Genomic DNA, 24,739 nt, shown 5'->3' with positions numbered 1-24,739 from the left:
ATCCACCACCCCGAGCCCAGCCACCGCACGGCAACCGCAGAGACGGCCGGGCCGCCCGTCTCCTGACCGTCAGGTGCCTTCGCCCGGCTCCCCCAGGGAGAGCACGGTGACCGCCGACGGCCCGTCGGGCGCGTCGTATCCGACGGTGTCGCCGGCACGGTGGCCGAGGAGCGCGCGGCCGAGCGGGCTGTCGGCGGTGACCAGCGTGTGGGCCCGCTCCTCGGCCATCTCGCTGATCTGGACCGTCTCCACGGTCCCGTCCGCGAACCGGACGGTGACCGTGGAGCCCACCCCGACCGCGTCGGTGCTGGGCAGCCCCGCTGTGGCTGACTCGCGCAGCCGGTCGGTGATCTGGGTGATGCGGTCGTCCAGGTGCTCCAACTGGTTGGCGCGCTGCAGTTCATCGGCCTGGTCGGCGGCGTCCCCCGGCGAATCCGTGCTGCCGAGGGTCGCCGCGACCGTGGCGCGCTCGGAGCGCAGATCGGCGAGTTCCTGTTCGAGTGCGCGACGGGCTTCGCCGCTGATCGGTCTGGGCTCACCGGCCATTCCTGCTCCCGTGGTGCGGTCGTGCGGAGAACGTCCTCATATGCAGCGTAATGCGGAGATCGTCTCGGTGCTGCTCAGTCCGCCGCCGGCTGCCGGCGCGACCGGGGAGAAGGCCGGGGAGCACTCCCAGCAGGGCGTCAACTGCCGAGCCCCGGGTAGGAGGACGGGACGGGCGGCGGAGACCGACCTGCCGTACGGGCCGTGTGAAGAGCGACGGGAAGGTGGGGGCCATGGCGCCGGAGCCGGCTGCCGAGAGCGTGGTGCGGGCGGTCGTCGTGTACGACGGACAAGTGCTGCTGGTGGAACAGCCCGACGGCGGCTGGCGGCTGCCCTCGGGCGCCCCGGAGCCGGCCGAGACGGCGCCGGCCACCGCGGCGCGCGTCGTCCACGAGCTCACCGGGTACCTCGTCGACGGCTCGACGACGCTGGGCCCGCCGACAGCGGTGGGCGGGGAGGCGCGCGCACCGGTGGCCGTGGTGTGCCAGCTGCTCACCGAGGCGCCGTCGGACGGGGCGCGGCTCGCTCCGGAGCGGATCCGCTGGGTCGCGGCAGCGGAACTCGTGCGTGCCGGGCGGCCCGAGAACGCCGGGCTGCCCGACGTCGTACGCGACTACCTGGAGGGGCACACACCCGTATGAGCCGGGCGCCGCACCAGCCGTCCGGACGGTTGCGGTGGCGCTCGGCCCGAGAAGGCAGTGGGCTGGAGACATGAGCGACGACGAGAACATCTCCGCCTGGACCGAACGGCTGCTGCGCGAGGCGCCCGCCCTGTCGCCCGAGCAGGCCCGCAGCTTCGTGTACGACCTGTACTTCGCCGCCCAGCGGGCGCTCGACAAGGAGGAATGGGAGGCCGACTTCGAACGCGACGAATAGCGCCTCGACGACGGACAGCGCGACCAAGACGCGCAGCGCGACGGAGGGCCCGGCCGGGCGGACGGCCGGTCAGCGGCCCGCTTCGGGGCCGGCCGTCGCGGCGAGGAACCGGCCGCGATCGACGATCGCCCGGTCGATCTCCCCGGTGGCGACGAGCGCGCCCGAGCCGTCGACGGCCCGTACGAGGAAGGTGAGCCGCCGGCCCGCGGGCGCGGCAGGGGCCTCGGCGGCGACCTCCACGCGCCCGCCCACGGGCGTGGCGCGCAGGTGCTCGACGCGGATCGCCGTGCCCACGGTCGTCTGGCCTGCCGCGGTGAAGGCCGCGGCGGCCTCCACGGTCGCCGCCTCCATCCACGCGATCAGCCGCGGGGTGGAGAGCACCGGCACGTCACCGCTGCCCACCGACTCCGCGGTGTCGGCATCGGTCACCACATGTCGCATCGCACCACGCTAACCGCTTCCGGATCCGGGCGCCGACCGGCCAGTGGCCATGCGCACCGGGATCGCGGTACCAGGACCGCTGTGGAAGGATGCGGAGTGGAAATGCCTGTTGTGCCCGCCTTTGGGCAACAGGTCGCGCCGTGGCATACACCCCCCATCACGAGGAGGTTCCCATGTCCTCGAAGCGACGCCGCAAGAAGAAGTCCCGCCGCAACCACCCGGCGAACCACGGGAAACGCCCCCAGTCCTGACTCCACCACCGACCCGTCCCACGGCACGCAGGCCGCCCGTGAGGCGGGTCAGTCGCGTGGGAAGGGGTGGAGGAGGGGGCGGCCGGTCGCGAAGCGCTGGATCTGATCGACGATCAGGCGTTCGGCGCGCGGGCGGAACGCGGCGGAGCCGCCGGCGACATGAGGGGTGACGAGGACCCCGGGAGCCCGGCGCAGGGGGTGGCCCGCCGGCAGGGGCTCGGGGTCGGTGACGTCCAGTGCGGCTCGCAGCCGGCCGTCGCGGGTCTCGTCGAGCAGGGCCTGTGTGTCGAGGGTGCGGCCGCGGCCGACGTTGACGACCAGGGCGCCGTCGGGCAGAGCGGCCAGCTCCTTGACGCCGAAGAGCCCGACCGTGCCCGGGTTCTCGGGCAGGACCAGGACGACGATGTCGGTGGCCGGGAGCAGGGCGGGCAGCTCGGCCACGGCGTGGACGTGCTGTTCGGGGCGTGCCCGGCGGGCGACGCGGACGACGCGGGCCTCGCAGGCGAGCAGGCGCTGTTCGAGGGCGGCGCCGATGGAGCCGTAGCCGACGATCGTCACCGTCGTGTCCGCGAGGGACCGCGTGAAGTGGGGCTCCCAGCGTCCCGCGGCCTGGTCGGCGACCCACTGTGGGAGGTCCCGCTGTGCGGCGAGGATCAGGCCGAGGGCATGCTCGGCGGTGGAGGCGTCGTGCAGGCCGCGGCCGTTGTGCAGGCCGACCCCGGGGGGCAGGAGAGGCAGCAGCTTCTCCACGCCGGCGCTGAGCGACTGCACCGCGCGCAGGTGCGGCAGCCGCGGCAGCAGGTGTACGGCGTCCGGTACGGCGTAGGGCATCACCCACAGGCCGACGCGGGCCAGGACGTCCTCGGCGGGTTCGCTGCCCGGTGTCACACCGTCCCAGACATGCACCCCGACGCCCGCGGGCCAGGGCCCGTGCCGCCGGTCCAGGTCCGGCCACGGGACGAGTACGTCGGTGGCGTCGGTGGCGGTGTCGTGAAGGGCTCTGGTCATCGGGCTCTCCTTCTCGTACGGTTCTTCCCGTCCAGTGAAACACTTTCCATTCCACGGAAAACAGGGGGTCAGGGATGACAGCGACGTCACCTGCCACCGACACCGCCAGAGCCAAGGCCGCGCACTCCGGCTTCTGGAGGTCCGCCCGCGCCCGCCACATGATGCCGGTCGCGTTCGTCACGTACTCGCTCGCCTATCTCGACAAGTCCAACTACGCGATCGCCTCCGCCGGCGGCATGGCCGACGACCTGCGGCTGTCCGCGGGGGCCGATTCGCTGATCGCCGCCTCGTTCTTCCTCGGCTACTTCTTCTTCCAGATCCCCGGGACGATCTACGCCGAGCAACGCAGCGCCCGCCGGCTGGTCGCCTGGTCCACCGTCGCCTGGGGGCTGCTCGCCGTCACGCAGGGACTGCTCAGCAGCCCCGCCCAGCTCATCGCGGTCCGCTTCGCGCTGGGTGTCGTGGAGGGCGCGGTGCTGCCGTCCATGGTCATGCTGCTCGGCCGCTGGTTCACCCGCGGCGAGCGCGGACGCGCCAACACGTTCCTCATCCTCGGCAACCCGATCACCGTGATGTGGCTGTCGGCGCTGTCCGGCTGGCTGGTGTCGGTCTCCGACTGGCGCGTGATGTTCATCGCCGAGGGCGTGCCCTCCGTGCTGTGGGGCCTGTGCTGCCTGTGGCTCATCAAGGACCGCCCCGAGCAGGCACACCGGCTGCCCGAAGACGAACTCGCCCTGCTGCGTGCCGACCTGGCCGCCGAACAGGCCGCCGCGCCTCCGGTGTCCGGCGCCCTGCGCGACCAGTATCGCACGGTGCTGCGCTCGGGCCCGGTACTCACCATGGCCGCGCAGTACTTCTTCTGGTCCTTCGGCATGTACGGCTTCGTCTTCTGGCTCCCCGCGATCATCAAGAAGGGCTCCGGCGAGGGCATCGGCGCCACCGGACTGCTCACGGCCATCCCGTACGCCTGCGCGGCCGGCGTCATGCTGCTCAACTCCCGCCTGTCCGACCGCAGCGGCCGGCGCCGCGCCGCCGTGTGGCCGTGGCTGGGCTGCGGCGGCCTCGCCCTCCTCGCCTCCTACGCCGCCGGCAGCCACTTCCCCGTGGCCCTCGCCCTGCTCGTCGTCGCGGGCCTGTGCCTGTACGCGCCGTACGGACCGTACTTCGCCCTGGTCTCGACGCTCGCCCCGCCCGGGATCGCCGGCGCCGCCGTCGCGCTGGTCAACTCCTTCGGCGCGCTCGGCTCCTTCGCCGGTACCTATCTGGTCGGCTGGGTGCGCGGGACGCAGCTCGGTGACGCCGGCGCCTTCGGGCTGATGGCGGTCTGCGCGCTGCTCGCCGCGGGGCTGACCCTGGCGGTCCCCGAGCCGACGGCCTCCCGGCCGGTCCCGGTACCGTGATCGCCGACGCGGCGGCCGAGCGGGGCGCCGACGGCCGCCGCACCGACCCACAGCGTCGGGGGCACGGAACCACGGAGGCGTACACGGTGACCACACCATCCGGCGACGACATGCTGGGCCGGGGACTGCGGCTGCTGACCGTACTGGCCGAGCACCCCGCCGGACTCGGCGTGAGCGCCGCCGCCCGCGCCGCGCAGCTCCCCGTCAGCAGCGCCCACCGCATCCTCGGCCGGCTCGTCGAGGAGCGGTTCGCCACCTACGACGAGGACGCCCGGCGCTACGCGCTGGGCTGGCGCGTCCTGGAGCTGTCCCGGGGCTTCCAGCGCTCACCGGCCGGCTACTCCGCCGCCGCGGCACCGATGCGCCGCCTGGCCGCGCGCACCGGGCTGCCCGTCATCGCCGGCATCCTCCACGGCGCCGACGTCCTGCTCGTGCTCTCCGTCCAGGGCACCCAGCACCTCCAGCTGCGCAGCGCCGAGGGGACCCGCAACCCTTGGCACGCCACCTCGCTCGGCAAGGCCCTCGCCGCCGCGCTGCCGGAGGAGGAACGCGAACAGCTCCTGTCCGGACCGCTCCCGGCGGTGACACCCCGCACGATCACCGATCCCGGCCGGCTCCGCGCCGAGCTCGCACTCGTTCGACAGCGGGGCTGGTCCGAGGTCGACGAGGAGAACGAGATCGGCGTCCGCTCCATCGCCGCCGCGCTGCCCCGCCCCCCCGAGAGCACCCCGCCCCTGGCCGTCTCGCTTGCGGCCACGGTCATCCTGACCGAAGCCGACCAACTCCGCGCCCACGCGCCCGCGCTGCGGCAGTGCGTGGAGGACATCGCCGCACACATGGCCCCCTGATCCCCCGACCCGGACACGAAGGGCCAGGCCCTGTCGATCAGTGCGAGCCGAGGACCAGCCTGAGGACGACCAGGGCGCCGACGGCGGTCAGGACGATGAGGCGGGCCTGCCAGGTGCGGGGGCCCCAGCCGAAACCGTGCCGTCGGGGGCCGAACCAGGCGGTCTTCTCCGCGTTCCGGCCGTGTCCGTCGTCAGCGGCCGGCCCGCCGGCCGGCGCGCTCCCACCGGCCTGCGTGCTCCCTGCGGCCTGCGCGCCCCCTCCGGCCGGCGTGCTTCCTCCGGCCGGCTGCGGGTGGCCCTTGCCGGTCCGGTACCGGTGGAGGAGCGCGGCGGCCACGCCGAGTGCGGCCACGGCCCATCGGATCACGCGCGAGGTCACCAGGAAGGCGCCCGTGGGAAGGGAGAAGGCGAGTGCCGTGGTGACCGCCGCCTCCGCGAGGCAGACGACTCCCACGATCAGCGTGATGCCGGTGAGGCGGCGTCGCAGCCGAGCGCCGTCGTCGGCGCGCGCGAGGGCCGCCCGGACCCGGGGGTCGCGGCGGGCGGCGGCCCGCAGGAGGTGCTCCACCAACGGCCGCCGTACCGCGACCGATATGAGACAGGCCAGGCCGAAGACGCCGGTCGCCAGCGGACGGTACAGCTTCAGCGGCAGCGAACTCCCGCCGGACAGCACCGTGGCGGCGAGCGCGAGACCGAAACCCGCGGCGACCAGCAGGCCGCCCCACAGCGAGCGGCGTCCGGTCAGCGGCGAGGCCAGGGCCAGGCCGACCGGGGCGGCCGCGGCGATCGCCAGCGAGGTCCCGTCGCTGTGGACGACCGGCCGGAGCAGATAGTACAGAGCGAGTGGCGACAGCGACGCCAGGACGAGGAGGACCGCGGGCGAGTGCCGCCGCCCGCCGCCGGGTCCGGCGGCCGGCAAGGGCGCCCGGCCGTGCGGGCGGTGCGACTCTGTCATGATCGTTCCGTTTCTGCCGGCAGAGCGAAGAAGCCGGCGACCTGTCCATCGGCGTTGAAGGCGACCCGCCGCATCAGCTCGCCGCGCTCGTACGCCATCGGAACGTCGACCACGGTGTAGCCGGAGACGGCCCGGACGGACGGCGTGCCCATGGTCCGGAAGGCACCGCGTTCACGGTCGGCCTTCTGCCAGACGGTGCGCAGCAGGTCGGCCGGGGCCGCCTGTGCCATACGGGCATCGAAACGGGAGCGCATCTCCTCCCACCGCTGCTCCGTGAACAGCGCGAGCACGCGCAGCGCCTCCTCGGCCGCACCGGGCAGCAGGGCGGCGGCCTCCGGTGTGTCGCCCGGGCCCGCCGTTTCCCCGGGCCCGCCGAAACGCTGGAACGCCGCCTGCCGGGTCACGTGCAGCATCTCGCCGATGGCCGCCCAGCTCAGGCCGCGGTTCCGGGCCTGGCGGACAAGGCTGCGCTGGATGTCGTCGACGACCCGGGCCAGGCCGCGGGAGGCCGCGAGCGCGGCCAGCACCGGTTCGCCGCCTGTCTCCCGGTCGCCCATGAGGACGCTCACGGCGAGCTCCGCGTTGGTCTTCAGAGTCCAGGCCATGACCTGCCGGTCCGCCGCGTCGGCGGCTCCCGGGGCGTTGTCTTCGCTGTCGCTCACGATGTAAAGGTGCCTTGACGGCCGATTGGTGTCAAGGAACCTTTACACCGCCCGGATCCGCACCGGCGGCGGCCGCGCTGTGGGATGCTGGGCCGGTGACGCTGGAAGACCTCGTCCGGCTGCGCCGGGCCCGTGATGTCATGGACCGCGACTACGCGAAGCCGCTCGACGTGGCGGCGCTGGCGCGTGTCGCCCTCATGTCGCCGGGTCATTTCTCCCGCAGCTTCCGCGCCGCCTACGGGGAGACGCCGTACAGCTACCTGATGACGCGCCGGATCGAGCGGGCCAAGGCGCTGCTGCGGCGGGGTGGCATGACGGTCACGGAGGTCTGCTTCGCCGTCGGCTGTACGTCGCTGGGCTCGTTCAGCTCGCGCTTCACCGAGCTGGTCGGGGAGAGCCCGAGCTCGTACCGGGCCCGTGGCCATGACGAGGGAGCCGCCATCCCGCCCTGCATCGCCAAGATCCATATGCGACCCGTCCGGAACGGGGGAGCGGAACCCGCCCCCCGCTCGTAGCGTGAAGCCCATGGACATCAAGCTTTCCACGTGCTTCATCGCCGTCGACGACCACGACAAGGCGCTGGCCTTCTACCGGGACGTTCTCGGTTTGGAGGTGCGCAACGACGTCGGGTACGAGGGCATGCGCTGGGTGACCGTCGGGGCGCCCTCGCAGCCCGACGTGGACATCGTCCTCGAACCGCCCCTCGCGGACCCGAGCGCCTCGCCCGCCGACCGCCAGGCCATGGCCGAACTGCTGGCCAAGGGGCTGCTGCGCGCCGTCATCTTCCGGACCGACGACTGCGACGCCACCTTCGAGCGCATTCGCGACGCGGGCGGCGAGGTGCTCCAGGAGCCGGCCGACCAGCCCTACGGTGTCCGCGACTGCGCCTTCCGCGATCCCTCCGGGAACATGCTGCGCTTCAACCAGCCTCGCCGGCCGTGAGACCACGGTCCCACGTGCCGGCGAGCGGTGTCGGTGTGCGGTGTCAGCGTTCGGTGCCGAAGTCCTGGGTCCAGTAGCTGCCGGGCTGGGCGAGACCGACGCCGATCTCCTTGTACCCGCAGTTGAGGATGTTCTCCCTGTGGCCGGGGCTGGCCATCCAGGCCGACATGACCTGCTCCGGAGTGGAGTAGCCGTAGGCGACGTTCTCGCCGTACGCGCTCCAGGTGTAGCCGGCGCGGGTGATCCGGTCGCCCGGGGACGACCCGTCGGATCCGGTGTGCGACATGTTCTGGTGGGCGGCCATGTCCTCGCTGTGCGCCTGGGCGGCCTTGGTGAGGTCCGCGTTCACGGTCAGGGGCGAGCAACCGACCTTGGCCCGCTCGGCGTTGACGAGCTGCACGACACGGGCGGTGGCCTGGGACGCTGTCGCGGCGGCCTGCGGGGCACTCTGCGAGGGAGCGGCCGTGGCGGTGGGGGCGGTCGTCGCCTTCGGAGTCGTGGAGGAGCCGCCTGCCTTGTGCCGGGGGATGGCGGTGGTGTGCACGGTGCGCGCGGGCGCGGTGGTCCTGTGCTTGGGCGCGGCGGTGCTCGGGGCGCTCGGCGTGGGGGTCGCGGTCGCCGAAGCCGTCGGGCTCGGCTTCCCACCCTTGTGGCCGTGCCGGTGACCGTGCCCGTGGTGCCGTCCGCCGTGGGTGTGCTGCCACGACGTCGTGGTGGCCTCGGCCCCGGCGCGCGGGGACTGGCTCTCTCCGCCGCCCGGCCAGTCGCTACAGGCCAGGGCGATGGACGGCACTCCCAGAGCGCCGATGGCTGCGGCGGCGATGACTATCCGCCGGTAAGGCTGCTTTTTGCGATGCTTGCTCATGCGTGACCTCACTCGGTGATCGCCGAGCGCTCCTTACGTGACTGGATCCGCACGTCAGTGCGCTGCCGGACTACGGCGGCGACGTGCTGTGATCGTCATTCTTAGGACGGCTTTACCGGCAGCACAAAGACTCCTTCTACTATCCGGCTTCGTAGCTGGAGTTGGCTCTTGCAAAGGTGAGCGGGTGCATGCTGACCGGACTCGTGCGGCCTTCGCCGCGTACTGCCGCCCCGTCAGAAATCCGCCGCCGAGGGAGAAGGAGCGGCGCCGCCGAGCGGGCGGCATCCCGTCATGCCCGCCGGCACGCGTGCCTACGTCAAGCCGGACAAGTCCTATATGTCGTCAGAGCGCCGTCTACTACTCCGGATGCATAGTTGGCCGAGTTGGTGTGACGGATGTCACGCAAGCGTGCGTCTCGCCGGGACGCACAGCCATGCGAGGCCTGCCGCGGTGGGATAGCCGAGCGCGCCGACGGCCATGCTCGTGCGCAGCCCGGCGGCGCCGGTGGTGGCCATGGCGAGCAGGCTGCCCCCCAGTGCCACACCCGTGGCGCTGCCGATCTGGCGGAGGGTATGGAACAGGGCGGAGGTGGCCCCCGCGTACGCCTCCGGTGCGGCCCGCCATCACCGTGGCGGTGGAGCCGGTCAGCGCGAAGGAGGTGCCGAACCCCGCGGCCATCATCGGGACCACCAGCAGCGGGTAGGCGGCATCGGCTCCGGTCGCCGCCCAGCCCCAGGGCGGCCAGGAACATGCCGCAGACCACCAGCGGACGATCGCCGGTACGCCGCGTCAGCCGCCCGGACAGCTCAAGGCATTAAATATAATTAATCACGCTTCTCAAGGGGTTTCGGCGGCAAGTGGACCACTCATCGTCAGCGAGGCAGGCTGGACTCATGCGGTTGCTCTCCCGTTCGGCCCGGCAACAGGGTTCGGGAGACCATGCGGTCCTGCTGAGACTCACCCAGAGCGTGCCGTTCCTGATCGTGCTGTTCGGGCTGGCGATCGAGCTCTCGCCCGGACACATGATGTACACCGGCCCTCTGCTCACCGCGATGCCCGCGCTGGCGTCGCTGACGATGGGCCCCAAAGGCATCCTGGCCGCGGCGACCGGAGCCCTCGCCGTCACCCTGATCAGCGCCACCCTCCACGGGGCTTGGCACGGCGAGCAGGTCTACAGCAACCTCCTGGGCCTGCTGGTGGTCTCCGTGGCCAGCGGAGGAGGGCCTGCCCGCCGAGGGCCCGCGTCACCACGAGCAACTCCATGCAGGCGCGACGCCAGGGCGAACTCGACCAGATCCGCCGCATCGCCGCGGCGGCGCAGAGCGTTCTGCTGCATCCCGTCCCCGCGCGGCTGGGACCGCTGCGGGCGGCCAGCATGTATCTCGCGGCCGAGTCGGGCGCGCAGATCGGCGGCGACCTGTACGAGGCCGTGCAGACCCGGTACGGGGTCCGGATGATCGTGGGGGACGTCCGGGGCAAGGGGCTGCCGGCCGTGCGGTCTGCCGCTGCCGTGCTGGGTGCCTTCAGGGAGGCCGCGCACTACGACGAGGACCTGGCGGAGGTCATGAACCACTGCGCCGCCGCGCTGCGACGGGAGTCCGCGGCCGAGGAGGCGGCGGACGGCGGACCGGAGGGGGAGTGTTTCGTCACCGCACTGGTGGCCCAGGTGCCGGACGGATCCGTGGTCGAGGTGGTCAACCGCGGCCACCCGCCACCCATGGTGCTGCGCCGGGGGAGGGCTCAGGCCCTGGTGCCCGACTCACCGCAGCCGCCCCTCGGCCTGGAGGACCTCATGGCGGGCCCGCCCGCCGAGCCGGAGTGCTATCCGTTCCTGCCCGGTGACCGGCTGCTGCTGCACACCGACGGGGTGATCGAGGCGCGCAACCGCGACAACGACTTCTTCGCCCTGCCCGAGCACATGGAATCGGTGCGCCACGCCCGCACCCCCAGGGAGTTCCTGGACCAACTGCACCAGAGCCTGATCGTGCACACCGAGGACCGACTGGTGGACGATGTCGCGATGGTCGCCCTCGACCGGGTCGCCTAGGGCCTTGCGTTTGGATCACGCCGGGCTCGCGGCCCCTGGCGCCGCGCCTCGCCGCGTTGTCGTCGGTTGCCATGGCTCCGCCATGACGCCCTCCTCCGCCTTGCGATGCTCCCCCACTGCCTGAACGGCGTGGGAGGTGCCCCCAGCACCAGACGCCGCTCCCTGATCCGGCCTGAGCCAAACGAAAGGCCCTAGGACCCAGCAGCGGCTCGCCTTGCCGAGCGCGAACGCGTGGCCAATGCTTCACCCCTGCGAAGGAACGACACCTCCGCCTCACGGCGATAGCTTTCCTCGTCTCGGCTCCCACCCGACTCCGTGCGGATGCCGAGGCCGCGGTCCCCGTCTCCCACCCGTCCCCGGGGGGCGGGGACCGGCGGCGGGCCCGGGGTGACCCGGGGCGCGCCCGGCATGGCCGGCGTGGCCGACGGGGCCCCGGCGTGACCGGCCGCTACCAGGCCACCGGCAGCTCCAGCGGAAACCGCCGGATCGTCTTGGTGTCCCACCGCACCTCCTCGGGCGCCACCGCGAGCCGCAGCCCGGGGAAGCGCTCCACAAGCCGGCCGATGGCCACCTCGAGCTCCGCCATGGCGAGCGGCATCGCGATGCACCGGTGGCCGCCCCAGCCGAACGTCATGTGGGGGCTGGTGGGCCGGTCGAGGTCGATGGCGTGCGGGTTCGGGTAGCGCTCCGGGTCCCGGTTGGCCGTCAGGTACGACACGTGGACGAAGTCGCCGGCCCGGATCCGCACGCCGTCCAGCTCCATGTCCTCCAGAGCCACCCTGGGGATCCCGACCCCCTTGCGGAACGGGATGTGGCGGAGCAGCTCGTGCAGGACGTCGGTCAGGGTCTCCGGCCGGCGCCTGAGGTGGTCCATCAGCTCGGGACGGGTCAGCAGCAGATAGGTGATGTCGCTGATCTGGCAGGTCGCCGTGTCCTGGCCGCTGAGCGCCAGCATCAGCGTCATGACCGCCAGTTCCCTGTCGTCCAGCTGTTCCTCGCCGTCCCGGGCCGCGGCCATCGCGCTGATGAGGTCGTCGCCGGGCGAGTCGCGGCGCTGTTCGACGAGTTTGGCGAAGTAGGCCGTCAGGTCCGCCTTGGCGGTCGCGGCGGTCTCCTTGTTCTCCGGCCCGACGACGAGCAGCTGGTGCACGGACTCCTCGATCCGCGGCCACTCCTGCCGCTCGATGCCGAGGAGGTCCAGGACCGTGTGCTGGGGGAGGGGGTCGGAGAGATGCCGGACCAGATCCGTCGGCGGGCCGTCCTGCTCCATCTCGTCCAGCAGGACGTCGGTGAGCCGGGCGATCCGCGGCCGCATGGCGTCGACCTGCTGCTGGGTGAAGGCCTGGGAGGCCAGGTGGCGGACGCGGCTGCTGTGCGGCGGGTCCATCACGTTGATCGACTCGGGCGAGACGATGGGCTCCGCGGTCATCCGGGGGTAGTCGAGGCCGACGATGCCCGCCCGGCTGAGCCGGTGGTCGGTGGTCACCTGCTTGACGGCGTCGAAGCCGGTGATGAGCCAGGCGTCGGCATCACCGTAGGGAAGCCGGATCCGTGCGGGGGAATCGCGGCGCATCAGGTCCGCGAGCACGGGATCGAACTCCAGCGCTTCGCTGAAGTCGAACGGGCAGGTGATCGTTTCCTTCTCCCCGGTCATCAGCCGGCTCCTCCGGACATCGGTACGACATTGGTGGTGTCCACGGCGCGGCGCAGGGCCCCGGCGAGTCTCACGGCATCGCCGACGGCCCAGTAGTGGACGAAGAACAGGCGCGGTTCGTCGGTCAGGTTGTGGTGGTGGACCTCGACGAGTTCGATCCCGCCGCGCCGCAGTGCCACGAGAACGGGCTGCACCTCCGAGGCGGTCATCACCAGGTCGCCGCTGATCGCGGCCCGTCCGCCGCCGAGCGGCTGGAAGTTCACGGAGGTGGTGGAGCCCAGTCCGGGAGGCAGGATCAGGTGGCCGTCGAGGATGGTCTCGCGGCGGACATAGATGCACTTGTAGATCCGGCCGTCGGAGTAGCCCTTGACGCCCATCGCCGCGTCGATCGCGGCGGTGTCCAGGCGCACGGGCGGCGAGGCCGTGACCGGCTCGGCGGGCGGGGTGCCGGTGTGGGCGAAGGCGGCGCGCAGACCTCTGGCGACGGCCACCGGATCGTTGCCGTGGGCGTGCACATGGACCCACCACACATCCGGCTCGTGGGCCAGCAGGTGCTTGTGGATGGCGGTCTGCATGATCCCGTGCCGCTGCAGGACGTCGATGAAGCCCTGCAGTTCCCACTCGGTGACCACCGCGTCGCCCATGAGGAGAGTGCTGTGGTCGGCGTAGCGCACGAAGGACACGTGCGTGCCGAGGGCGAGGGCCGGGTCGATCCGGATGCCGTGGGAGAAGACCGTGAGGTCCCGGCGCGGCAGGCCCGTGTGGTACATGAACCGCTTCATGTCGCCGGGCCGGCCGAGGGCCCTGCCCACGTCCGCCCAGTCCGCGAGCCGGGTCATCACCGGCTCGACCGGCGCGTGCTCCGTCCGCCCGGCGGACACGGCGCCGGCGGTGGTCGGCACCGCGGTGAGGACGGGCGTCAGGGCGGCCACGGTGAGCACACGGCGCCGGGACGCGGGGAGAACGGAGCGGGTGGTCTGCTGTCGGTCGTCAGCCATGTCATGTGCCTCCTGGCGCGATGGAAGCACGGACGACGGCCCGGACCGGTGATCCGCACGCCACATCCATCCACGTGGCTCACGAGCCCATCCAGGTGGCTCAACAGCGCGACCCCGGGTGGCCGCTCACGTCTCGATCACGGCGTCGCAGTCGGGGCAGAGCACGGCTCGGTGCTCCGCCGGGTACCAGGGCGTCTCCTGCCGCTCGGACGGCTGACGGGCAGCCCTCACCATGGCGAAGGTGTCCTTGCCGCACAGTGTGCGCGGCCCCGTCTCGGTGTGCGAGCCCGGAGCGGTGGGTGCCGCGTGCACCCTGCGGACGGACGGACGCTCACCACCCGCCGGCTCCGTCGAGGTGGCCACCGGTCTGTCGAGTTCGTAGACGACGACGATCTCGCTCATGCTGTCAGCCGCCCGACCGCTACCGCTGGGGAACGGCGAGCTGACGGCCGCGGTAGAAGCCCTCGCGCTCCTCCACGACGTACGGGGCCATGGACGCGCGCCGCTGAGCCTCCGACTCGGAGGACCGCCAGGCGTCGCAGGCCTCCTGGGACTCCCAGAAGGACACGCCGGTGATCTCCTGCCCGTCCTCCGACCAGTACGCGTAGGAGCGGTGCAGACCCCGCGGATACGGTTCGGGACGCCACGCCCTCTCGAACTCCTCCAAGGCGCCCGGCTGAAGACGGCGTGTCGTCACCCAGACGTAGTACTCCTCCATGGTGGCCTCCTCCGCAGCGCCGACGTCAGTACGCCGGCGCTGCCATCGCACCGGTCAGGCGTGGTCGACCAGTTGGGCGTGGCCCTTCTGCCGGGCGCAGTGGGCGCAGCAGAAGAACTGCCCGTCCGTCTGCAGCCCGTGGCCGAGGATCCGGCAGTTGCAGTTGTCGCAGTTCGGAGCCATGCGCTGGGCCGCGCACTCCAGGCTGTCGAAGACGTGCACCGCTCCGGCGGCTCGTACTTCGAAGGCCATTTCGTAGTCATTGCCGCAGACTTCGCACGTCGCCATCGACTTCCTCCATCCGCTTCCCGCAGCGGGCGGGAACAGGGCCCGGCCGCCGGTACACCCATGAGCCTGTGGGCGGCCCATCGGCGGCGCAACTCGGCGGCCTGCGGCGTGACGCGAACGGGTGAGCGGCGCACCGGCCGGGCGTCGGTCAGCTGTTCGGGCCGCGGGGGCTGGTGTGGAGCAGTCCCCCCAGGCTGAGCAGGGCCCGGCGCAGCGCGTCGTCGTCGACGTCCGCGTTGAGGCCGATGCGCACGCCGAAGGCGCTCTGCCGCCGGCTGGTGGTGTACTCGTCGCCGGGGGAGACCAGGACGCCGGCGTCGCGGGCCGCCGCGGTGAACTGCCCGACGCCCCAGGGTTCGGGCAGGGGCAGCCACAGATGGGGGGCCGCCGGGTCGGGGCGGACGCCGAGGCCCGCCAGGGTCTCCGTGGCCATCGCGTTGCGGCCGCGCACCGCTGCGCGGCGGGCGCCGACGATCGTGTCGGCCGTGCCGTCGTCCACCCAGCGGGGCGGGCCACCGCCCAGACATCCGGACCCGCCCTCGGCGGCGCCCTCGTCCAGGCACTCACCGCGCCGCTGGCGCTGGCGGTGGACGCGCTGAGCTACGCGGTCTCCGCCCTCCTGCTGCGCGGCCTGCCCCCGGTGCCCGCACCGCCGGCCGCGGCCGGGTCCGGCAGCCTGCTCGTCCAGATCCGCGCGGGGCTGCGCTTCTGCCTGACCCATCCCTACATCCGTCCGCTGGCCGTCGGCGCGGCATGGCTGAACTTCTGGACCGCGGGACTGCTGGCCGTCTTCCTCACCTACGCCGTACGTGAACTGCGGTTGTCTCCCGCCACGGTCGGAACCGTCCTCGCGGTGGCGGGACTCGGCTACCTCGCCGGCTCGCTCCTCACCCCACGGCTCAACGCCTGGATCGGCGTGGGGCCCGCCATCGTGGTCGGTGCCGCCCTCAACGCGGGCTTTCTGCTGGCCGCCCGGGCGCCGAGCAAGGGCACCACCGCCTGGCTGCTCCTCGGATTCACCGTGACCGCCATCGGCGTCAGCGTCTGGAACGTCAACGCCGTCAGCCTCCGCCAGGCCACCACCCCGGACGGCCTCCTGGCGCGGATGAACGCGGCCAACCGCTTCCTCGTCTGGGGAACCATGCCGCTCGGCGCCGCGGCCGGCGGACTCCTGGCCGACCTGCTCGGCCTGCACCTCGCCGTGATCATCTGCGCGGTGGCCACGCCCGCGTCGGCCCTGCCCGTCGTCTTCTCCGCCGTACGGAAGGTGGCGTCCTGCCCCCACGGGACTCGCGCCCGCGGCCGACCCGACGCCCACGCCGGCCTCGGCTCCCACGGGGACTCCGACTCCCTGAGAAGGACCGGGACTCGGCCGCGACGGTCACGCGGACACGACCGTCAGGAGAACGGGTTCAGAAACCGGCCCGAGCTCCACGCGGGAAGCCGTCGTGACGCCCCTCGGCGGGGGGCGGGGCGGCCGCGCGTGCGGGGCCCGGGCCGCTGCTCGCCGGCACTCCCCGGAGCCTCGCCATCAGCTGTCCATGCCTCCGTGGCGTACGACGTGAGCTGGGATTTCGCGGTGTCCGGCCGTACTGTCCGGTCATCGGGAAAGGGGGCCGGATGGACCGGAACATCCGTACCGTCGAGGACGTGCTGCGACTCCTGGACGACCTGTTCACGCCTCAGGCCGACCGCTGGACGAGCGGCGCGGCCGGCTGGTGGGACAGCTTCTACGGCGACCGTTCCAGACCGGTGCCGTTCTTCGCGGCCAAGCCGGACGAGAGTCTCGCCTCGTACGTCGACCGCGGGCTCATCACCCCGGGCCGGGCGCTCGACCTGGGCTGCGGGCCCGGACGCAACGCACTGTACCTGGACTCCCTCGGCTTCCAGGTGGACGCCGTCGACCTCTCCCCGGCCGCCATCGGCTGGGCCGAGGAACGCGCCCGTGAGGCCGGGGCCCGCGTCCGGTTCCATCAGGGGAACGCCTTCACGCTGGCCGGAACCGAGCTGAGCGGAGGCTACGACCTGATCCACGACTCGGGCTGCTTCCACCACCTGCCGCCCCACCGCCGCATCAGCTACCTCTCCCTGCTGGACCAACTCCTCGCTCGGGGCGGCCATTTCGCGCTCACCTGCTTCACGGACGGGGAGGCCGGGGGCTCCGACCTCCCCGACGCGGCCTTCTACCGCGATGCCCGCCTCCACGGCGGGCTCGCCTACAGCCCCCAGGCGCTGCGCCGGATCTTCTCCGACCTGACAGAGGTCGAACTGCGGCTCATGCGCGACGAACCGCCCGAGTCCGCGTACTTCGGCGAACCCTTCCTGTGGGCCGCCCTCTTCCGGCGCGACGCCTGATCCGCCGCGGCCCCGCCGCCCGCCGTCCCGTCATCACCCGCCGATGCAGTCCCGCGGCGGGGCGGGCTTCGGCATCAGCAGCGGGCTGTCGCCGAACCCGGCGAGGTCGTGGTCGTGTGCCCCGCGGATCTCCGCCTCCTGCCCGGCGGCGTCCAGCGTGGTCGGATCCGGATGGTCGGCGGTGTGGTCCCCGGCCGGGAACGGCCGTGGTCGAGCAGGGTGGGGGAAATACCCGGGGGTCGCACGCCTACGCATCCGGCAGCAGGAACAGCGAGGTGGGCACCTGCCGGTCGAGCAGCGATTTCTGGGCGGCAGGGTCGTGGTTCCAGCCGTCGTCGACGGTGATGAACGCGACTGGCACAGCGCCGGCTGGTCCCGGCAGGGCGGGGTATTGGCCTAGACCAACTCGGGGTGTCCGGGCGGTGGTCGCCGGCCAGTGGCCGCGCCGGCTGATCGGCGCCGGAGACGGGGAGGGGGCGAGTCGTTCCAGCGGTGGGTGCCGGCCGGGTTCGGGACGTTCGCGACGGACTGACCGGAGGGGCAGGCCGGGAAGTGGCTGCGGGCGGGCGACGCGGACCCGGCGGCGCTCCCCCGCGAGCCGGATTCGCTCGTCACACGCCGGTGGAACTGATCGGACGCATCCGGGTGCCGGCGCTCGTGGCGGTCGGGGGCAAGGACGAGCGCGCGGCCACGGCCGACCGGCCGGCCTCGCTGCTCCCGCGCCGTGGTGCCCGGAGGCCGCTGGACGGCAGTCGCCGCCCCGGAGCTCACCGCGGCGATCGCCGCATTCCCCGCACCGGACTAGACCATACGATTGCTTTACCCAATGCCCGGCACGGCCCCCGGACCGCCGGGTACTCGGGCCATCCTGGACGCGAGGACATCGCGAGGAAATGAGGAGCGCGACCATGGCTCCCGCGACACGGAAGACGACAGCGTCCGTACGGGACGGCCGACGGGCCCCCGCCCGCGCCACGAAGCGGCACAATCCGGCGCCCGAGCCGGACGGGGATCCCGATCTGCTGGGCCAGTACCTGCGGCAGGTCGGGGCGACCCCGCTGCTCGACGCGGAGGACGAGGTACGGCTGGCGCGGCGCATCGAGGCCGGCGTGCAGGCCACGGAGGAACTGGCACAGGCGGAGAACGACGGGCGTGAGCTCGAGCCGCGGCACCGACGGGAACTGGAGCTCGCGGTGCACGACGGCCAGGAGGCCAAGGACCACATGGTGCGGGCCAATCTCCGGCTCGTCGTGGCCATGGCCAAACGACACGCCCACCGCGGTCTGCCCATGCTCGACGTCATCCAGGAGGGCAATCTCGGCCTCATCAGGGCCGTGGAGAAGTTCGACCACACCAAGGGATTCAAGTTCTCCACCTACGCCACCTGGTGGATCCGCCAGGCGATCGAACGGGGCCTGGCCACGCACGCCCGCTCGGTACGGCTGCCGATGCACGTCGTGGAGCAACTGCACAAGATCGCGAAGGTCGAACGCAAGCTTCAGCTGCACCTCGGGCGCGAGCCCACCGTCGAAGAGGTCGCCCGGGACGGCGGTGTCGCCGAGGACCGGGTCGCCTGGCTGCGGCGCGTCGGCCGGCAGGTGATCAGTCTGGACATGCCGGTGGACGACACCGGCGAGACGGTGGTCGGTGACCTGATCCCCGACAGCGAGGTGCTGCAGGCCCCGGAAGTCGCCGAGTACCAGGCGCTCGCCGAGGAACTGCGCGAGGCCATGGACACCCTGGCGCCACGCGAGGCGCTCATCCTCAGCCTCCGCTACGGCCTCCACGACGGGCGCCAGCGCACCCTCAAGGAGGTCGCGGAACACATCGGCCTGACCCGCGAGCGGGTCCGCCAGCTGGAGAAGCAGTCCCTCGCCCTGCTCAGGGAGCAGGAGCCGGGCGAACGCCTCCAGGCGTGGGCGAGTTGACGGGAGTACGCTCCCTGGGCGAAGAACGACCGCGGACGAGCGGTCGTCGACTCACACGAGCCCCAAAAGGAACATGCATCACGGGTCGGTCCCACCCTGGGCGCCGTGCCGGTCCTCCCGGCTGGGCAGCAGGTGTTCCAGCTGTCCTCTGACACAGCGGCCGGCCGGGCGGCGATGTTGCGGGCGCGAGGGGCGCCGGGGCAGGGTTCGGGGTGTGGGTACCTTGCTGATCGTGCACCATACGCCGTCGCCGAACTGTCAGGCGCTGTTCGAGGCCGTCGTCGCCGGTGCGACGGCGCCGGAGATCGAGGGCGTCCGGGTGGTGCGGCGGGCCGCCCTGGCCGCGACGGCCTCCGACGTCCTGGCCGCGGACGCCTATCTGCTGGGCACACCGGCGAACCTCGGCTACATGTCCGGCGCCCTCAAGCACTTCTTCGACCAGATCTACTACCCGTGCCTGGACACCACACGCGGCCGGCCGTTCGGCTTCTACGTCCACGGGGGCAACGACGTGACGGGTGCGGTACGGGGAATCGAGTCGATCACGACCGGCCTGGGCTGGCGACGAGCGGCGGACGCGGTGACCGTGACCGGCGAGCCGGACAAGAGCGACACCGAGGCGTGCTGGGAACTGGGCGCCATGGTCGCGGCAGGCCTGATGGCCTGACACCCGGCCCGCGCCGACCCGCTCGAACGAAGGACGTGGCGGGCCCCCGGCCGGCGGTGGCGGCGCCGGCCAGGGGCCCGTGAAGGGAAGGAGCCTATGTCAGCCCTCGGACTCCGACGAGGGGATGTAGGCGCCCGGCACGTCCTTCGGCGCGTAGATCTTCTTCTCGCCGGGGTACGGCTTCGTCCAGTTGTGCGTCTCGTACCACGTGAGGTGGTTCATCTGCGCGGGGTTGGCGTAGTCGGGCACCGCGCCCGGCCCGGTCAGCCTCTGCTTCGACTTCCACTGGTCCCACTCCGCCGCGAGCTGCTGCTTGTCCGCGGGCACCTTCGACGCCGGCACGGCCGCCGCCTTGGGGTCCTGCGGCGCGGGGGTGTCCACACCACAGGACGGCGGGGTCTTCAGACCGTCCGTCAGCGAGGTCCGGTTGGGCAGCGACTCGAACGGCGTGTAGTCGGGCTTCCTGGTGAACGCCCCGGCCATCGGCGTGGCCGCGCTGTCCTTCTGGTTCATCGGGTGGATCCCGAGGATCTGCTCGATGGTGCGGATCATCGTGATCTGCGAGTAGTAGTGGCTGTCGACGGTGCCGTGCTGCGCCCAGGGGCTGATGATCTGGATCGGGGCACGGTGGCCGTCGACGTGGTCGAGGCCCGCCTGGGAGTCGTCCTCGACGACGAAGATCGCCGAGTCCTTCCAGTACTTGCTGTGCGAGATCTCGTCGACCACCTTGCCGACCGCGAGGTCGTTGTCCGCGACCTGAGCGGCGGCGCTCGCGGGACCACCCGTGTGGTCGTTGGAGAACCAGAACATGTTCAGGTTCGCCGGGCCGTTCTTCTCGAAGTCCTGCTTCCAGATCTCGTACTTGTAGACGTCCGGGACACTGGTGTCGAACATCGGGAAGCCGGGCACCGACACATCGTTGAGCGAGGGGATCGCCGAGCCCGTCTGAATCGGGTAGGCGGTCGTCTGCCCGGTCGCCGCCATGTTCTTGGCGTCGCAGTACAGGTTCTGCCAGGTGGCGCCGGACGGCTTGCTCTCGAGCGACTGGAACTCGCCGAAGTCCCGCACGCTCTTCCCGGCCGCCTGCGCACCGGTCCAGATGAAGCCGGACTTCTGGTGGCCGAGAGCGTCGTTCTCGGTGTCGTAGCTGCGCGCGTACTCACCGGCGGAGGACTCGGTGTACTCCGGGTCGTCGGCCTGCATCAGCCAGTTGTGACCCTCGGCGGAGTTCGTGCCGATGTCGTACGTGTTGTCGTACAGCCCGAACTGCTTGGCCATGGCGTGCTGGTTCGGCGTCACGTTCTCGCCGAACTGCGTCAGCGACGCGTCGCCGTTGCCCTGCGGGATGTCGCCGAGGACCTGGTCGTAGGTCCGGTTCTCCTTGACGATCAGGAAGACATGCTTGATCGTCGACGGGTCGCCGATCCGGTGCGGGACCGGTATCGGCTCGGCCTTGTTCCTGCCCTTGGCCAGCTTGACCGAGCCGGCACTCCAGCCGTTCTGCCGGAAGACCTTGGCGGTCTGGGACCTGATGACGCTGTCGTCCGGCAGCGTGAACCGCTGCACGCTCGACGTCGTGTCATGGGTGCCGTGGCCGCCACTGGTGGTGGGCCGGCGGGCGTCGACACCACGGGTGTTGGAGACCAGCACCTCCTTGCCGACCGTGGTGATCTCCGCGGGGAAGTAGTCCGTAGGGAGCAGACCGACGTAGCTGACCGGCTCCTGCGGGCTCTTGTACCGGTAGACGGCGACGGCGTTGGCGCGGCCGAGCGTCACCAGCAGGCGGCCGTCGTCGGTGAGCGTGACCGCGTTGGGCTCGTAGCCCACCGACGCCTCCGGCCACGGCTGGGTGTTGATGGTCTGCACGACCTTGTTCTTGGCGGTGTCGATGACCGACACGTTGTTGGTGGCGGTGTTGGTGACGAACAGCGCCTTGCCCTTGGCGTACAGGGCGGTGGGGTGCAGACCGACGTCGATGCTCGTCGGGGCGGCCTCCGGGTTCGCCAGGTCGATGACGCTGACCGTGCCGGTCGTGGTGGCCCCGGTCTTCGGGTCGGCCGGCACCTGGGTGCCGTAGGAGTTCATGGTGGTGTCGCCGGACTTGGCCGGACGGCCGCCCTCGTTGCTGACGTAGAGCCTGTCGCCGACCTGGACCATGTCGCGCGGGGCGTTGCCCACGGCCCAGCTCTGCTTGACGGCCCCGGTCGCCGCGTCGATGGCGACCACCCGGTTCTGGCCGTTGACCGCGGAGTACACGGTGGAGCCGTCGGCGGAGAACACCGCCTCGCCGACCAGCGCGTGCTTGGACCCGTCCGCCGGGATGGTGATCGAGGTCGGGTCGGTGACGGTGCCGTCCGGGTTGACCGTGAACCTGGTGTAGCCGTCGGTCTGGCCCAGCCACAGCTGTTTGCCGTCGGGGGAGTAGGTGGGCCCTTCCTGGCCCACGGAGTTGCTGGCCAGGCGCGGGGTCGACGACGCGGCGGTGCCGACGACCTGCTGCGCCTTCCAGCTCTTGACGTCGACTATGGCCAGGGCGGCACCCCCGTCGGTGACCGAGGCCGCGAGGTGGGTGCCGTCCGGGCTGACCGAGGACGACATGATCTTGCCGTTGTCGATGACGAGACGGTCACCGTACGGGGCGATGTACTGGTCGCTGGAGACGACCTGGCCCCGGTCGGTGCTCTGGCCGACCTGGTCGGTGCCGAACTGCCGCGTCTGGGCGTAACCGATACCGGCGGTGACCGCGAGGACGACCGTGGTGGCGGTCGCCGTGAGGGTGCTCCGGCGGCCGATGCGTCTGCCGAGAAGGTCCTTCCCGACAGTCCGGCGCTGGCGTGTTACCTGCATGGAGTCATCCCTTCGAGGTGCGAAGAAGCTCGACGTTGCCGTCGAACTGCCAAAGTGGGTTCGGTGCGTCCCCGTTCGGGGTCCGCACCAGGAAGTAGCCGTTGACTTCCTTCGGTCCGTCGCCGTCGGCCACGAACCGCCCGTCTGAGGTGACGTCGAGTTGGTAGACGGCCGTCCCGGTGGCCTCGACGCCGGGGAGGTGCCAGGAGACGACGCAGCGCCAGTCGTTGCCGGGGCCCTCGGCGGCGACCCTGACGCTGCCCTTGGTGCACGCCGCCGTGGCCCTCAGCTGCGCTTCGGTGACGGCAGGGCGGTGGAGCTGCTCGGTCTGCATGCGGTAGAGGTGCGCGAACGCCGTGGCGACCGAGCGCTGCACCTTGTCCTGGGTGATCCCGGAGCCCGTGGCCGTGGCCGTCGTCGACGCGGCGACGACCGCGACACCCGCGGCGACCAGCCCGGCCAGCGGCAGGACGGCCGCGGTGACGGCGCGGCGGCCCGAGCCGTCGTCGGTCGGATTGGTGAAGTCGCGCCGGAGGAAGAGCAGACAGGCCAGCACGGTCGCGATCAGCGCCCACACCAGGCCGACGGCGATGCCGATCAGCAGCGGGCCGAGCTGCGCCGGTCCGGTGAACAGGCCGTTCCAGGAGATGAAGGCGTAGCCGGGCAGGGCGAGTCGTACCGCGACGGGGAGCGGCAGCATCTGGGCGAGCTGCATCGCCAGCGCGACGAGCGCGGGCAGCAGCAGTCCCATCGGCGACCGTCCCAGCACGACGGACCCGAGCAGTCCGATCGCGGCGAGGGCCAGGGTCGGGGCGAGGACACAGACCCACGCGAGCAGGACCCGCCCCGCGGCGTCCGACGGCGTCAGCAGACGGCCGTCGAGGCCCACCAACGGCCGGTTGCCGACCGTCATCAGCCCGCCGGCCGCGCTCGAACAGGCCAGCCCGGCCACGAGCAGGAGGATCACGGTGAGGCTGGCCAGTGCCTTCGCCGCGAAGATCCGCCGGGGGGAGCGGACCGCCACGAGCAGGTGGCGCCAGGTGCCCAGCCGGTCCTCGGAGGCGAACACGTCCCCGGCGACCAGTGAGGTCAGCAGGGGCAGCGCCCAGGTGCCCGCGAAACCGAGCATCACCAGCGGTCCGGCCCATCCCGTGGCGTGCATCCAGCGGCCGAAGAGGGTGTCCGTGGGCAGCGTGCTCTGCCGGCTCACCGCGGCGACGAACAGGCCCGGCGCGAGCCAGCAGGCGAGGACGGCCAGCCGGATCCGCCACTGCGAGAACAGCTTGACCAGTTCGAAGCGGTAGCCGCGCGCCACCGAGACGCGGACGGGGCGGGCACCGGCAGGGCGGTCGACGGCGACGGTCGCGCTCATCGGGCGTCCTCCCGCTGCTCGGTGAGGGCGAGGAACGCGGCCTCGAGCGGCGAGACCACGGGTGCGAGCTCGCGCAACGCCACACCGCCGCGCACGAGCCGTACCACCAGTTCGTCGAGGGCGGGCACCAGCGCGCGCACGACGAGCGTCTCGGTATCCCGCCGTCCTCCGGCGTCGTCGGCGATCCGGACGCCGGCCGTGTCGGCGGCCAGCCGGCGGGCGGCCTCCGGGTCGGAGGTGCGCAGCCGGTAGGCGAGTTCGCGGTTCTCGGCGGCCAGCTTGCTCAGCGGGCCGGAGAACACGATCCGTCCGGTGGCGAGGATGGTGACCTCGGAGCACAGCGCCTCGAGGTCGTCCATGCGGTGGCTGGAGAGCACGACGCTGGTGCCGTCCGCCGCGAGCCGGGTGAGGACACCGTGGACGTGCTTCTTGCCGGCCGGGTCGAGGCCGTTGGAGGGTTCGTCGAGGATGAGCAGCCGGGGCCGGATGAGCAGGGCGGCGGCGAGTCCGAGCCGCTGACGCATGCCCAGGGAGAAGCCGCGGGCCCGGTCGTCGGCGACATCGGTGAGCCCGACCTGGTCGAGCACGTCGTCGATCTCGCTCGTCCGCGTTCCGCGGCCGCGCAACGCGGCCAGCGCGGCGAGGTTCTGTCGTGCGGTCAGCGAGGGGTAGAGACCGGGTCCGTCCACGAATCCGGCGACACCGCCGGGAGCGGCGAGCGCTCGCCCGACCGGCGTGCCCAGGATCTCGAGGCTGCCGCTGTCGGCGACGGCCAGGCCCAGCAGGAGGCCGAGCAACGTTGTCTTGCCGGCGCCGTTCGGTCCGACCAGACCGTGGATCTGCCCCTGCTCCACGTCCAGATCGATCCCGTCGAGTGCGACGACTTCACCGAAACACCTGGTGATCCCGCGCGCCCGGATGGCGAGACGTATGTCCATGAGCCCCTTCCCCTTCGAAACCCTCAAGGACCCTAGGGACGGCACACGACGCAGTCAGGAACCGTTGGTTGAACGATCATCGAACGGAAGGCGACGGACGTTCGCCACGCCGACGGTCGACGAGCGCCCCGTCGCA

26 protein-coding genes and 1 pseudogene are annotated in these 24,739 nt (G+C 72.0%); 11 read left to right on the top strand and 16 right to left on the bottom strand.

Annotated features, from left to right (window positions below; translation table 11 throughout):
- Positions 1–69 precede the first annotated feature (69 nt).
- Positions 70–546: a GreA/GreB family elongation factor gene (locus R2S09_RS37665; RefSeq protein WP_306192681.1), complete on the bottom strand. Its 477-nt coding sequence runs from the start codon at positions 544–546 to the stop codon at positions 70–72.
- Between the two features lie 230 nt (positions 547–776).
- On the opposite strand from R2S09_RS37665, the gene R2S09_RS37660 reads away from it, so the two are divergent.
- Both R2S09_RS37660 and R2S09_RS37655 read left to right on the top strand, forming a co-directional pair.
- Positions 777–1,184 (top strand): NUDIX domain-containing protein, encoded by a 408-nt coding sequence (locus R2S09_RS37660; protein WP_306192680.1) that lies wholly within the window; start codon positions 777–779, stop codon positions 1,182–1,184.
- Between the two features lie 70 nt (positions 1,185–1,254).
- Positions 1,255–1,419, top strand: coding sequence for a hypothetical protein (locus tag R2S09_RS37655; RefSeq protein ID WP_167413952.1), 165 nt, complete (start codon positions 1,255–1,257; stop codon positions 1,417–1,419).
- A gap of 69 nt (positions 1,420–1,488) precedes the next feature.
- Here the strand turns inward: R2S09_RS37655 and R2S09_RS37650 are convergent, their stop codons facing one another.
- Together R2S09_RS37650 and R2S09_RS37645 are read right to left on the bottom strand one after the other, a co-directional pair.
- Complete coding sequence (locus tag R2S09_RS37650) at positions 1,489–1,860, bottom strand: thioesterase family protein (protein WP_306192679.1); 372 nt, start codon at positions 1,858–1,860, stop codon at positions 1,489–1,491.
- A 299-nt stretch (positions 1,861–2,159) separates the two neighbouring features.
- Positions 2,160–3,119 carry a 2-hydroxyacid dehydrogenase gene (locus tag R2S09_RS37645; protein ID WP_316745652.1) on the bottom strand — a complete coding sequence of 320 codons (960 nt, stop codon included), beginning with the start codon at positions 3,117–3,119 and terminating at the stop codon, positions 2,160–2,162.
- Positions 3,120–3,193: 74 nt separating this feature from the next.
- Between R2S09_RS37645 and R2S09_RS37640 the strand changes: the two genes are divergently transcribed.
- Positions 3,194–4,519, top strand: a complete 1,326-nt coding sequence (locus R2S09_RS37640) for an MFS transporter (protein WP_316745651.1) — start codon at positions 3,194–3,196, stop codon at positions 4,517–4,519.
- A gap of 86 nt (positions 4,520–4,605) precedes the next feature.
- Positions 4,606–5,367: an IclR family transcriptional regulator gene (locus R2S09_RS37635; protein WP_316745650.1), complete on the top strand. Its 762-nt coding sequence runs from the start codon at positions 4,606–4,608 to the stop codon at positions 5,365–5,367.
- A 37-nt stretch (positions 5,368–5,404) separates the two neighbouring features.
- On the opposite strand, the gene R2S09_RS37630 is transcribed toward R2S09_RS37635, so the two are convergent.
- Both R2S09_RS37630 and R2S09_RS37625 read right to left on the bottom strand, forming a co-directional pair.
- Positions 5,405–6,322, bottom strand: coding sequence for a VC0807 family protein (locus R2S09_RS37630; protein ID WP_316745649.1), 918 nt, complete (start codon positions 6,320–6,322; stop codon positions 5,405–5,407).
- Positions 6,319–6,984 (bottom strand): DUF3887 domain-containing protein, encoded by a 666-nt coding sequence (locus R2S09_RS37625; RefSeq protein ID WP_316745648.1) that lies wholly within the window; start codon positions 6,982–6,984, stop codon positions 6,319–6,321. The genes R2S09_RS37630 and R2S09_RS37625 overlap by 4 nt, the downstream gene beginning before the upstream one ends.
- A gap of 95 nt (positions 6,985–7,079) precedes the next feature.
- Here R2S09_RS37625 and R2S09_RS37620 point away from each other — a divergent pair, with 95 nt between their 5' ends.
- Entirely contained in the window at positions 7,080–7,499 is a 420-nt protein-coding gene (locus R2S09_RS37620; protein WP_306192673.1) for a helix-turn-helix transcriptional regulator, read from the top strand.
- A gap of 10 nt (positions 7,500–7,509) precedes the next feature.
- Entirely contained in the window at positions 7,510–7,926 is a 417-nt protein-coding gene (locus R2S09_RS37615; protein WP_030182377.1) for a VOC family protein, read from the top strand.
- Between the two features lie 43 nt (positions 7,927–7,969).
- Here R2S09_RS37615 and R2S09_RS37610 read toward each other — a convergent pair whose 3' ends face one another.
- Both R2S09_RS37610 and R2S09_RS37605 read right to left on the bottom strand, forming a co-directional pair.
- Positions 7,970–8,791 (bottom strand): CAP domain-containing protein, encoded by an 822-nt coding sequence (locus R2S09_RS37610; RefSeq protein ID WP_316745647.1) that lies wholly within the window; start codon positions 8,789–8,791, stop codon positions 7,970–7,972.
- A gap of 398 nt (positions 8,792–9,189) precedes the next feature.
- Positions 9,190–9,333, bottom strand: a complete 144-nt coding sequence (locus tag R2S09_RS37605) for a hypothetical protein (protein WP_316745646.1) — start codon at positions 9,331–9,333, stop codon at positions 9,190–9,192.
- A 719-nt stretch (positions 9,334–10,052) separates the two neighbouring features.
- Between R2S09_RS37605 and R2S09_RS37600 the strand changes: the two genes are divergently transcribed.
- Entirely contained in the window at positions 10,053–10,838 is a 786-nt protein-coding gene (locus R2S09_RS37600) for a PP2C family protein-serine/threonine phosphatase (protein ID WP_316745645.1), read from the top strand.
- A 448-nt stretch (positions 10,839–11,286) separates the two neighbouring features.
- Here R2S09_RS37600 and R2S09_RS37595 read toward each other — a convergent pair whose 3' ends face one another.
- From R2S09_RS37595 to R2S09_RS37575, 5 genes are all read right to left on the bottom strand, one after another.
- Positions 11,287–12,492 carry a cytochrome P450 gene (locus R2S09_RS37595; RefSeq protein ID WP_306192670.1) on the bottom strand — a complete coding sequence of 402 codons (1,206 nt, stop codon included), beginning with the start codon at positions 12,490–12,492 and terminating at the stop codon, positions 11,287–11,289.
- Entirely contained in the window at positions 12,492–13,490 is a 999-nt protein-coding gene (locus tag R2S09_RS37590) for a DUF1259 domain-containing protein (protein ID WP_316745644.1), read from the bottom strand. The genes R2S09_RS37595 and R2S09_RS37590 overlap by 1 nt, the downstream gene beginning before the upstream one ends.
- Positions 13,491–13,616: 126 nt before the next feature.
- Complete coding sequence (locus tag R2S09_RS37585; protein WP_306192668.1) at positions 13,617–13,892, bottom strand: hypothetical protein; 276 nt, start codon at positions 13,890–13,892, stop codon at positions 13,617–13,619.
- Positions 13,893–13,911: 19 nt separating this feature from the next.
- A complete protein-coding gene (locus R2S09_RS37580; protein WP_316745643.1) occupies positions 13,912–14,208 on the bottom strand; it encodes an antibiotic biosynthesis monooxygenase in 297 nt (98 codons plus the stop codon).
- Positions 14,209–14,262: 54 nt separating this feature from the next.
- Entirely contained in the window at positions 14,263–14,496 is a 234-nt protein-coding gene (locus R2S09_RS37575; RefSeq protein ID WP_030182417.1) for a hypothetical protein, read from the bottom strand.
- Between the two features lie 376 nt (positions 14,497–14,872).
- Between R2S09_RS37575 and R2S09_RS40815 the strand changes: the two are divergent.
- Both R2S09_RS40815 and R2S09_RS37565 read left to right on the top strand, forming a co-directional pair.
- Positions 14,873–15,748, top strand: a pseudogene (locus R2S09_RS40815) (MFS transporter); the annotation flags it as partial.
- A 368-nt stretch (positions 15,749–16,116) separates the two neighbouring features.
- Positions 16,117–16,851 carry a class I SAM-dependent methyltransferase gene (locus tag R2S09_RS37565; RefSeq protein WP_306192665.1) on the top strand — a complete coding sequence of 245 codons (735 nt, stop codon included), beginning with the start codon at positions 16,117–16,119 and terminating at the stop codon, positions 16,849–16,851.
- Positions 16,852–16,884: 33 nt separating this feature from the next.
- Here the strand turns inward: R2S09_RS37565 and R2S09_RS37560 are convergent, their stop codons facing one another.
- Positions 16,885–17,106 carry a hypothetical protein gene (locus tag R2S09_RS37560; protein WP_316745641.1) on the bottom strand — a complete coding sequence of 74 codons (222 nt, stop codon included), beginning with the start codon at positions 17,104–17,106 and terminating at the stop codon, positions 16,885–16,887.
- Between the two features lie 653 nt (positions 17,107–17,759).
- Between R2S09_RS37560 and R2S09_RS37555 the strand changes: the two genes are divergently transcribed.
- Positions 17,760–18,779: an RNA polymerase sigma factor RpoD/SigA gene (locus R2S09_RS37555; protein ID WP_306192663.1), complete on the top strand. Its 1,020-nt coding sequence runs from the start codon at positions 17,760–17,762 to the stop codon at positions 18,777–18,779.
- Between the two features lie 214 nt (positions 18,780–18,993).
- Entirely contained in the window at positions 18,994–19,446 is a 453-nt protein-coding gene (locus R2S09_RS37550) for a flavodoxin family protein (RefSeq protein WP_306192662.1), read from the top strand.
- A gap of 99 nt (positions 19,447–19,545) precedes the next feature.
- On the opposite strand, the gene R2S09_RS37545 is transcribed toward R2S09_RS37550, so the two are convergent.
- The 3 genes from R2S09_RS37545 to R2S09_RS37535 are packed head-to-tail and all read right to left on the bottom strand — an operon-like array spanning position 19,546 to position 24,603.
- On the bottom strand, positions 19,546–22,293 hold the full coding sequence (locus R2S09_RS37545) for an alkaline phosphatase family protein (protein ID WP_316745640.1): 2,748 nt from the start codon (positions 22,291–22,293) through the stop codon (positions 19,546–19,548).
- Between the two features lie 4 nt (positions 22,294–22,297).
- Complete coding sequence (locus R2S09_RS37540) at positions 22,298–23,665, bottom strand: ABC transporter permease (RefSeq protein WP_306192659.1); 1,368 nt, start codon at positions 23,663–23,665, stop codon at positions 22,298–22,300.
- Positions 23,662–24,603, bottom strand: a complete 942-nt coding sequence (locus tag R2S09_RS37535; protein WP_316745639.1) for an ATP-binding cassette domain-containing protein — start codon at positions 24,601–24,603, stop codon at positions 23,662–23,664. The genes R2S09_RS37540 and R2S09_RS37535 overlap by 4 nt, the downstream gene beginning before the upstream one ends.
- Positions 24,604–24,739 lie beyond the last annotated feature (136 nt).

Origin of the sequence: Streptomyces sp. MK7 (genome assembly GCF_032658145.1) — a bacterium.
In the GTDB taxonomy this organism is placed as follows: Bacteria; Actinomycetota; Actinomycetes; order Streptomycetales; family Streptomycetaceae; genus Streptomyces; species Streptomyces spiralis.
Note: the sequence above shows the minus strand (reverse complement) of the source record. Positions and strands in the feature narration are given on the sequence as shown.